This window comes from Ruegeria sp. BHSA162 (assembly GCF_059613385.1).
Genome location: NZ_JBXWSK010000111.1, coordinates 1 through 8,657, shown reverse-complemented (window position 1 = coordinate 8,657; position 8,657 = coordinate 1). Strand labels below are relative to the sequence as shown.

The 8,657-nt window shown below is 61.7% G+C and carries 9 protein-coding genes and 1 tRNA gene; 4 read left to right on the top strand and 6 right to left on the bottom strand.

Annotated elements, in window-relative coordinates; translation table 11 throughout:
* The 4 genes from AC2FM5_RS18500 to AC2FM5_RS18485 form a co-directional block, all read right to left on the bottom strand.
* Positions 1-362: extracellular solute-binding protein (locus AC2FM5_RS18500; protein WP_496737341.1), on the bottom strand; the 362-nt coding region annotated here is incomplete at its 3' end.
* 151 nt (positions 363-513) lie between these two features.
* On the bottom strand, positions 514-1,677 hold the full coding sequence (locus tag AC2FM5_RS18495; RefSeq protein ID WP_496737339.1) for a WD40/YVTN/BNR-like repeat-containing protein: 1,164 nt from the start codon (positions 1,675-1,677) through the stop codon (positions 514-516).
* Between the two features lie 115 nt (positions 1,678-1,792).
* Positions 1,793-1,918, bottom strand: coding sequence for a type B 50S ribosomal protein L36 (gene ykgO / locus AC2FM5_RS18490; protein ID WP_005648635.1), 126 nt, complete (start codon positions 1,916-1,918; stop codon positions 1,793-1,795).
* 93 nt (positions 1,919-2,011) lie between these two features.
* Positions 2,012-2,086, bottom strand: a tRNA-Val gene (locus AC2FM5_RS18485).
* A 148-nt stretch (positions 2,087-2,234) separates the two neighbouring features.
* Between AC2FM5_RS18485 and AC2FM5_RS18480 the strand changes: the two genes are divergently transcribed.
* Positions 2,235-3,095, top strand: coding sequence for an N-formylglutamate amidohydrolase (locus tag AC2FM5_RS18480; protein WP_170373397.1), 861 nt, complete (start codon positions 2,235-2,237; stop codon positions 3,093-3,095).
* 6 nt (positions 3,096-3,101) lie between these two features.
* Here the strand turns inward: AC2FM5_RS18480 and AC2FM5_RS18475 are convergent, their stop codons facing one another.
* Both AC2FM5_RS18475 and pyrF read right to left on the bottom strand, forming a co-directional pair.
* Positions 3,102-4,355, bottom strand: a complete 1,254-nt coding sequence (locus AC2FM5_RS18475; protein WP_496737336.1) for a DNA polymerase IV — start codon at positions 4,353-4,355, stop codon at positions 3,102-3,104.
* A gap of 373 nt (positions 4,356-4,728) precedes the next feature.
* Positions 4,729-5,445: an orotidine-5'-phosphate decarboxylase gene (gene pyrF / locus AC2FM5_RS18470; protein WP_170442140.1), complete on the bottom strand. Its 717-nt coding sequence runs from the start codon at positions 5,443-5,445 to the stop codon at positions 4,729-4,731.
* An 87-nt stretch (positions 5,446-5,532) separates the two neighbouring features.
* Between pyrF and AC2FM5_RS18465 the strand changes: the two genes are divergently transcribed.
* The 3 genes from AC2FM5_RS18465 to AC2FM5_RS18455 form a co-directional block, all read left to right on the top strand.
* A complete protein-coding gene (locus AC2FM5_RS18465) occupies positions 5,533-6,789 on the top strand; it encodes a tetratricopeptide repeat protein (RefSeq protein WP_170526337.1) in 1,257 nt (418 codons plus the stop codon).
* A 100-nt stretch (positions 6,790-6,889) separates the two neighbouring features.
* Positions 6,890-7,204, top strand: a complete 315-nt coding sequence (locus tag AC2FM5_RS18460) for a hypothetical protein (RefSeq protein ID WP_170368110.1) — start codon at positions 6,890-6,892, stop codon at positions 7,202-7,204.
* A gap of 127 nt (positions 7,205-7,331) precedes the next feature.
* Positions 7,332-8,657: Clp protease N-terminal domain-containing protein (locus AC2FM5_RS18455; protein ID WP_496737333.1), on the top strand; the 1,326-nt coding region annotated here is incomplete at its 3' end.

Below are 8,657 nucleotides of genomic sequence, written 5' to 3'. Positions count from 1 at the left end.
GAGAAGCCGAACCACTGGTTGTCTTCGTCCTGCAGGTTGGCGGGGATGCGCTCTTCCAGAACGTCGCTGTCGACCGCCTGCAGCAGGCCGGCGTTCTTGGCCCGCGCCAGGCGCGAGGTGTCCACGGTCAGCAGGATGTCGGCGGGCGAATTCGCGCCTTCGGCTTCCATCCGCGCGATCAGCTCGTCGGCCTTGCCTTCGATGCGGTTGATCTTGATGCCAGTGGCTTCTTCGAAATCGGTGTAGAGACGCTCGTCGGTGTCGTAATGGCGCGAGGAGTACAGGTTCAGCTCGCCTTCAGCGGCGGCCGATCCGGCGATCAGGGCCGACAGTGCGGCGGCGATAAAGCTCGTGGTTTTCATCTGTGGATGTCCCGGTTGTCGAATCTCATGAGCGGGGTATTTCCCGACTGATTTGCTCAATTAAACGATTCCGGGTGGGATGCAAGAAAATCCGACAAAATTACTTGGTCTAATTTGCCGCAGCGTGTTTAAGTGCGCCGGACAGGCATGGCTAGCGCGCGCGTTGAATTGTCTCGACCGACAAAATGGTCGGCAAATGCCTGGCGATCTCGGTCCAGGTTTCGCCTTCGTCGGCGCTTGCAAACACCGAGCCGCTGTTGGTTCCGAAATAGACACCCGCAGGGTCGCAACAATCTCCTGCCATCGCCTGGCGCAGAACCGTGAAAAAGCAGCTGGTCTGCGGCAGCCCTTCGCGACAAGCGGTCCAGCTTTGGCCACCATCGGTCGATTTCCAGACCGCCGCTGCCGCATCCGGCGGATACCGTCCGATGCTGTCTCCATTCAGGGGAATGGTCCAGATCGTATTGGGATCGTGGGGATGGACGTGGATTGGGAATCCAAAGGTCGACGGCAACCCGCCCGAGATATCGTCCCAGCTGCGCCCGTCATCGGACGAACGCCAGACACCATGATGGTTCTGTTGATACAGCAGCCCTTTGGTGCCGGGCGCCCGGACCATGTTGTGTACGCAATGACCGATTTGACCGTCCCGCGGCGCGGCCGGATGGTCGTGATGGCCGCAACTTTCGGCGTTCGACAGCCGGTTGCGCCGCTCCCACGTAGTGCCGCCGTCTTCCGAGGCGAATACTCCGGCCGCCGATATGCCCACCCACAGCTTTTGCGCATCGTCTGGATCGGAAACGATCGTGTGCAGCACCAAGCCTGCGGCCCCCGGTGACCAGTCTTCGGCTGAGGGGTGATCGGTCAGGCCATTGACCGTTTCCCAGGTCTGCCCAGCATCCGAACTGACCAACAACCGCGCCGGTTTTGTTCCCGCGTACAATGCCCCGCCCGTATGATGCAGCGACCAGATCTGCGAGAACTCGTCGCCGAACGGTGCTGCTTCTCCGGTCCACCCGATCAACTCGGCAAAGTCGGGATCGTTCGCGGCCCACTCGTCCTGCTGCCCCCGGGTGAGCTTGGTGACCTCCCAGCTCTGGCCCCCGTCCTCGGAGCGCCAGACGCCGGCTCCGTGCCAGTCGCCGCCGCCGCCGGCCCAGAGTGTCCCGGTTTCGTCATCTCCGACGACGTGGTTGATGGGCCAGCCGCCGCAATGCGGACCCGTAACGCGCCAAGATGTGCGATCCGGGTCTCCGATGATCACGAAGGCACCCTTGGTGGTGCCCACCAGTATGTCGATGCAAGGGTGTTTCATCCGTTTCGCGCTCCCGGCTGTTTTGGACAGCCTAACACGAACGGTCAGTCTCGGCGCGCGGCACAAAAAAACCGCGCCCGGAGGCGCGGTTCTTTGAAACAGCGATTTGCCGTTCTCAGCCCTGACGCGCTTTGAACTTGCGCTGCGTCTTGTTGATCACATAGACGCGGCCTTTGCGACGCACAACCCGGCAGTCGCGGTGCCGGTTCTTGAGCGAGCGGAGCGAGTTCTTGACCTTCATGGTCTCTCTCCAATTCTGCGGCGCCTTCATCAAGGACGTGGCCAGCGCCTGGGTTAGCGGGTGCCCCGGGTCAGACCCGAAACAGTGAAACGATGGTGGGCGGTACAAGGATCGAACTTGTGACCCCTTCGATGTCAACGAAGTGCTCTACCGCTGAGCTAACCGCCCACTTTCCCTTTGCGTATCCTGCCCCATAACGAAACGGGGCGCGGATCTCCGCGCCGGTGGAGGGGTCTATAAAAGGAGTCGCGAAAGGGTTCAAGGGGTTTGGTCCAACAATTTTCCGGTCTATGTTATCGGCAAAGAAGGAGAGGCCATGCACAGCGCCGCATACGCTTTGGAAATGCCCGCAGAACGCACGTCGTGCGTTGTTTTTTCTTCGCCACATAGCGGTCGGAACTATTTGCCGGGCTTTCTGGATCGTTCGGTTCTGAACCGCAATGTGATTCGCTCTTCCGAAGATGCCTTTGTCGATCAACTGTTCGCTTCCGCCTCGATCCAGGGCGCACCGTTGATTGCAGCGCAGATGCCGCGCGCGTTCCTTGACCTCAACCGCAGCGCCGAGGAACTGGATCCTGCGTTGATTCTGGGCGCGCGCCGCCAGGGACACAACCCGCGCGTGGTATCGGGGTTGGGCGTGATCCCCCGTGTCGTATCCAACGGTCGCGCAATCTACAGCGGCAAGCTTACGATGGACGAAGCGCGCCTGCGCATCGACACCTATTGGCGCCCCTATCACGCCCGCCTGAAGTCTCTTTTGGCCGAATCGATCGACATGTTCGGACAGGCCATCTTGATCGACTGCCACTCGATGCCACACGAGGCCGTTGCCATGGCCGGGAACCCCAAGGGGCGCCGTCCCGAGATCGTACTGGGGGATCGGTTTGGTGCCTCGGCATCGGGCGTCATTGTTGATCAGATCGAAGCAGCCTTTTCGTCCGCAGGTCTGACCGTGGCCCGCAACACACCCTTTGCAGGGGCGTACGTGACCCAGACCTACGGGCGTCCTGCCCGCCATCAGCATGCGATTCAGATCGAGATCGACCGGGCGCTCTACATGAATGAGAACACGATCGAGCCCAACGCCAATTTCTTGGCGTTCAGGGATATTCTGGAAGAAGTCATCGCGGATATCGCCCGAATTGGATCTCAGCCGGCACGGTTGGCCGCCGAATAGGAAGAGTCACCGCAGCGCTCGGCCCTTCACGATTGCATCAGTTCCATATTTTCGGCGGATCTCGTCGGTCGCACGTTCCGCTTTCGAGCGTTGCGTGGCCCCGGGGTCCAGCAGGTCGCCGGAAATGTCGGCCTGATCTTCGGCGCACAGGTCTGACAATCCGCAGCCCAGCAGACGATAGGGGCCCTGATCGCCGACCTGATCGAACAGCCCGCGGGCGGTGCGATAGATGCGGTCGGCCATCTGTGTCGCATCCCGCAACGAGACTCGGCGGGTCAGCAGTTTGTGGTTGGCCTTCTTGAGCTTCAGCGTCACGACCCGCCCGGCCAGCCCCTTGGCCTTCGCTCGGTCGGCCACCTTTTCCGCCATGCGCCAAAGGTGACCGTCCAGAATGTCGGGGTTGGCGGTGTCTTCAAAAAACGTTGTTTCATTGCTGATCGACTTCATCGGCTCGTGGGCCGAAACGCGCCGCTTGTCCTGCCCTCTGGACAGGTGCCACAGCCGATAGCCCATCGAGCCGAAGCGCGCCGTGAGGGCCTCTTGATCCCATCGCAGCAAGTCCGAGAATGTGCGAATGCCGGCCCGTTCCAGTGACTCCTGCGCAGCCGGTCCGATGCCCCAGATCAACCGCACCGGCTTGTCGTTCAAAAACTCGGCGGTTTCCGCCATGCCGATCACGGAAAACCCGCGCGGTTTGTCCAGGTCGGACGCCACCTTGGCCAGAAACTTGTTGTGCGAAAGCCCGATCGAGCCGGTCAGGCCCAGTTCGTCTTTCATGCGTATGACCAGCCGTGCCAGCATCACCGCGGGCGGCGCGCCATGCAGTCGCTGGGTGCCTGACAGGTCCATGAACGCCTCGTCCAGTGACAGGGGTTCGATATCCGGTGTCAGTTCGTCCATCATCGCGCGGATCTGCCGTGAGACCTCGACGTAGACGGACATGCGCGGTTTGATCACCACTGCATCGGGGCATAGTTTCAGTGCTTGAAACATTGGCATGGCCGAGCGCACGCCGCGAATACGCGCCACATAGCAGGCCGTTGACACCACGCCACGCCGTCCCCCGCCGATGATCACCGGCTTGTCCGCCAGTTCGGGGTTGTCGCGCTTTTCGACCGAGGCATAGAACGCGTCGCAATCCATATGGGCGATGGTCAGATCGAACAGCTCTGGATGCCGCAACACCCGCGGGCTGCCGCAGGAGGGGCAGCGCCGTTCGTCGTGAAGACTGGCAAGGCAATCGCGACAGAGAGCGGGCATCATTTCCTTTCCACGGGCACCGTGAATGAGCGGTCTGGCCGAGGTGCCAAAAGTACAACACCGCACGCTGCAGCGCAAAGCGATTGAACGAAAAGGTGGGGCCGACAAGAAGACCCCCCGCAGTTTCGCGGGGGGAGGTAACGGGCCTCAGGAAGACGCGGCCCGTTGGGGAGTGTCTCTTGATCAGAATCGCCCAAAAATGTCGATTTCGATAGGCCTACGAAGCAGGTCCCAAAACTCGTGTTTTTCATGTGTGTTTTGGGGCACAGAGGCAATTTGGCGCGGCCGCGGCCAAAAGTGACGCAAGGTCAACCGCTTGCGGGCCAAATCGTGCTTCTGGAATGGTGATTTGACGCGACTTGCCCTCGAAAGGTTACACCGAACGCAACTCGGCCAGAACGGCGTCGGCTGCAGCTTTGGGGTCGACGGCTTGATAAATCGGCCGCCCGACCACGATGTGATCGGCCCCGTCACTGATTGCGGCGGTGGGTGTCGCGACGCGTTTCTGATCGCCAAGGTCCGATCCGGACGGCCGCACGCCGGGGGTGACGATCAGTCGGCCTTCGGCCTGGGGCAAGGCGCGGATCAGGGCCGCCTCTTGCGGGCTGGCGATCACACCGTCGGCGCCGGCCTCGAATGCGCGGGCCGCGCGTTCCAGAACCATGTCCTGCATGTCGCCGGACTTCATCAAACCTGCATCCAGATCGTCACGGTTCAGCGAGGTCAGGATGGTCACCGCCAGGATCTTCAGATCCTTACCTGCCGCGCCTTCCTTGGCGGCACGCACCACGTGGGGGTCGCCATGCACGGTGAGGAAATCCAGATCGAACTGCGCCAGCCCCCGCACGGCATTCTCGACCGTGTTGCCGATGTCGAACAGCTTCATGTCCAGAAAGATGCGCTTGCCGTGCTCCTGCTTCAGCTCGTTTGCCAAGGCCAACCCGCCACCGGTCAGCATGCCCAGACCGATCTTGTAGAACGATACCGCGTCGCCCAGCGTCGCGGCCATTTTCAGCCCTTCCAGTGCGTTGGGTACGTCGAGGGCGACGATCAGGCGGTCATCTGCGGTTTGGGGCAGGGCTTTGGGCATTGTTTCGACCTTTCAGGCTTGACGGGATCGGCGCTTCTGTAGAGCGTGCGGCGCAATCAGACAAGAAAAGACGCAGGGAAGTACAGGATGATACGGTTGGGTGTGATGGCTTCGGCAGCTGTTTTAGCCGGGGCGGGCGCTGTCTGGGCCGGCGAAACCGATTGCGGAGAGGCCCGACTGGTCTGGGCGGACGTCAAGGACAGCGGGTCGGCAGCAGCCATCCAAAGCTTTGCCGAGGTCTATGCGGAGTGCCCGATTTACTCGCAGCTTGCACGCGAGCAACTGGCCGAATTCAATGGAGGCTCACCTGAACCGGAGGAGGTCAGCGCCCCCAAAGAAGAGACACGACGCCTGCTTGTGACCGACCTGCGACCCCGGCCGGAACCAGACCCCGACGATCCGCCATACGAGCCCGACTATTCGGATGGAGAATATCAGTGCCTGATGGCCGCTGCCGCTCCGGGCCAGTCGCCTTATTTCGACGGGGTGGAATGGGCGGACATGGACGCCGAGAATGCGATGGCGATCTGTGCCGATCTGCTGCTGAAAGACCAGAATGTCGATGCCGAGGTCGTCGCCGCGTTCGGCCGGGCGCTGATGAAAGGCGGCAAGCTGGAAATGGCGCTCGAATTTTCGGAGCTGGCAGCAATGGAAGGCAGCGGGCTGGCGATGAACACGCTCGCTTCGCTCTATAACGAGGGTGAGATCGTTCCCGAAAACGATGAAACGGCGTTCGGGTGGTACATGGCGGCTGCCGATGCCGGCCTGTCCATGGGGATGCACAACGTGGCATACGGCTATGAACACGGCGATGGTGTCGCGCCCGATATCGACAAGGCGCTCGAGTATTATGAACGGGCTGCGTTCTTTGGGTATGATCCTTCTATGGTCCGCCTGGGCATTTTCCATCGCGACGGTACGCATGTCACACAGGATATGGACCGCGCGGTCGACTATCTGGAGCGGGCCGCCGATCACGGAAACGTCGATGCCGCGGTGCATCTGGGCTTGATCTACGAAACCGGCCAGAACGGATATCCCAAGGATATCGAAAAGGCGCTGGAGTATTATTTCCAGGCCGCCGAAGAGGATGACGTCGTGGCGCTGCATAATCTGGGGTCGCTGACCTATCACGGGCGGGACGGCGTGCCCCAGGACACGCAGGCGGCTTTTGTGCTATGGGGCAGGGCAGCCGAGCTTGGCCATATGGCCTCGCAGCGCAAGTTTGGCCGTTTGCTGCACGAGGCGGGCGAGATCGAAGGCGCGTTGAAATATTACCGTCTTGCGGCCGAGCAGGGCGACGACGTTGCAAAAAAGCTGATCCGGGAAATCGAGGGCGATTGACCCCCACGGCTGGCAGGGGAGGCCCTGGTTTCCCCGCTTTGGCCCAACTGTGCTATGGTGCCGCCATTCAGGACCAAAAATTGCACCAAAGGGACAGACCATGAAGCACCTATTTCCGCTGGCCGCCGTGGCCGCGCTCGCCGCTTGTGAGGAGGCCCCTCCACAACCCGAGACGGGCGCTGCCCCGCCGCCCACCAACGACGATTTGTACCTGGTCGGCGGCTATCGGTCCGAGGATGACTGGTGCCAGTTGACCGGCGAAACCGCCTTTACCGTCAATTTCCTGGACCACACGGCCGACCTTGTCTCGTGCCCCACCGGCAGCGCCGCCGCGCAGTCGCTGGGCGAAATGCAGAATGCTCAGCAGGTGGCCGAAACCGGCGGCTATACCGTCTATACGATTCCCCGGGGCTGAGCGTTTTTTTCACCCGCTACCCTCTTGAAGCAGCGGGAACATTTCCCAAATTGATCCATGAGGCCCGGACCACTGCGTGCTGCCAAGCAGGCGCAAATTTAACGGGCGCTTGGAAAAGGAGAATGCCATGGACTTGAACAAGTTCACCGAGCGTGCACGAGGTTTCGTGCAGGCGGCGCAAACCATTGCGCTGCGCGAGGGACACCAGAGATTGGCTCCCGAACATATTCTGAAAGCACTGATGGATGATGACCAGGGGCTGGCCAGCAACCTGATCAAACGTGCGGGCGGCGCGCCCGAGCGCGTGGTCGAGGCGCTGGATGTTGCCCTGGCCAAGATCCCGAAGGTTAGCGGCGACGCGGGCCAGGTCTATCTGGACGGCCAGACCGCCAAGGTTCTGGACGAGGCCGAGAAGATCGCCAAGAAGGCCGGCGACAGCTTCGTGCCGGTCGAGCGCGTGCTGATGGCGCTGTGCATCGTCAAATCCAAGGCCAAAGAGGCCCTGGAAGCTGGTGCCGTGTCCGCCCAGAAGCTGAACGAGGCGATCAACGACATCCGCAAGGGCCGCACCGCCGACAGCGCCAATGCCGAAGAAGGCTATGACGCGCTGAAGAAATACGCCCGCGACCTGACCGAGGCCGCCCGCGAGGGCAAGATCGACCCGATCATCGGCCGCGACGAGGAAATTCGCCGCGCCATGCAGGTTCTGTCACGCCGGACCAAGAACAACCCGGTTCTGATCGGTGAGCCCGGTGTGGGTAAGACCGCCATCGCCGAAGGTCTGGCTCTGCGCATCGTGAACGGCGACGTTCCGGAATCGCTGAAGGACAAAAAGCTGCTGGCGCTGGACATGGGTGCCCTGATCGCCGGTGCGAAATACCGTGGCGAGTTCGAGGAACGTCTCAAAGCCGTTCTGAACGAGGTCACCGCGGCCGCCGGCGAGATCATCCTGTTCATCGACGAGATGCACACGCTGGTGGGTGCCGGCAAGTCCGACGGTGCGATGGATGCGGCCAACCTGATCAAGCCTGCGCTGGCGCGGGGTGAGCTGCACTGCATCGGTGCCACCACGCTGGACGAGTACCGCAAATACGTCGAGAAGGACGCGGCTCTTGCCCGCCGGTTCCAGCCCGTCTACGTGCAGGAACCCACGGTCGAGGACACGATCAGCATCCTGCGCGGCATCAAGGAGAAATACGAGCTGCACCACGGCGTGCGCATCTCGGATTCGGCGCTGGTGTCGGCCGCGACCTTGTCGCACCGCTACATCACCGACCGCTTCCTGCCCGACAAGGCGATCGACCTCGTGGACGAGGCCGCCTCGCGTCTGCGCATGGAAGTGGACAGCAAGCCCGAAGAGCTGGACCAGCTGGATCGCCAGATCCTGCAGCTCCAGATCGAGGAAGAGGCGCTGAAGCTTGAAGATGACGCGGCTTCGAAAGATCGGCTTGAG

Bases quoted from the DNA above. Each gene is read 5' to 3' on its own strand.
- AC2FM5_RS18460 (WP_170368110.1), top strand. From the start codon at position 6,890: ATGAAGCACCTATTTCCGCTGGCCGCCGTGGCCGCGCTCGCCGCTTGT.
- AC2FM5_RS18465 (WP_170526337.1), top strand. From the start codon at position 5,533: ATGATACGGTTGGGTGTGATGGCTTCGGCAGCTGTTTTAGCCGGGGCG.
- AC2FM5_RS18480 (WP_170373397.1), top strand. From the start codon at position 2,235: ATGCACAGCGCCGCATACGCTTTGGAAATGCCCGCAGAACGCACGTCG.
- AC2FM5_RS18475 (WP_496737336.1), bottom strand. From the start codon at position 4,355: ATGCCCGCTCTCTGTCGCGATTGCCTTGCCAGTCTTCACGACGAACGG.
- pyrF (WP_170442140.1), bottom strand. From the start codon at position 5,445: ATGCCCAAAGCCCTGCCCCAAACCGCAGATGACCGCCTGATCGTCGCC.
- AC2FM5_RS18495 (WP_496737339.1), bottom strand. From the start codon at position 1,677: ATGAAACACCCTTGCATCGACATACTGGTGGGCACCACCAAGGGTGCC.
- ykgO (WP_005648635.1), bottom strand. From the start codon at position 1,918: ATGAAGGTCAAGAACTCGCTCCGCTCGCTCAAGAACCGGCACCGCGAC.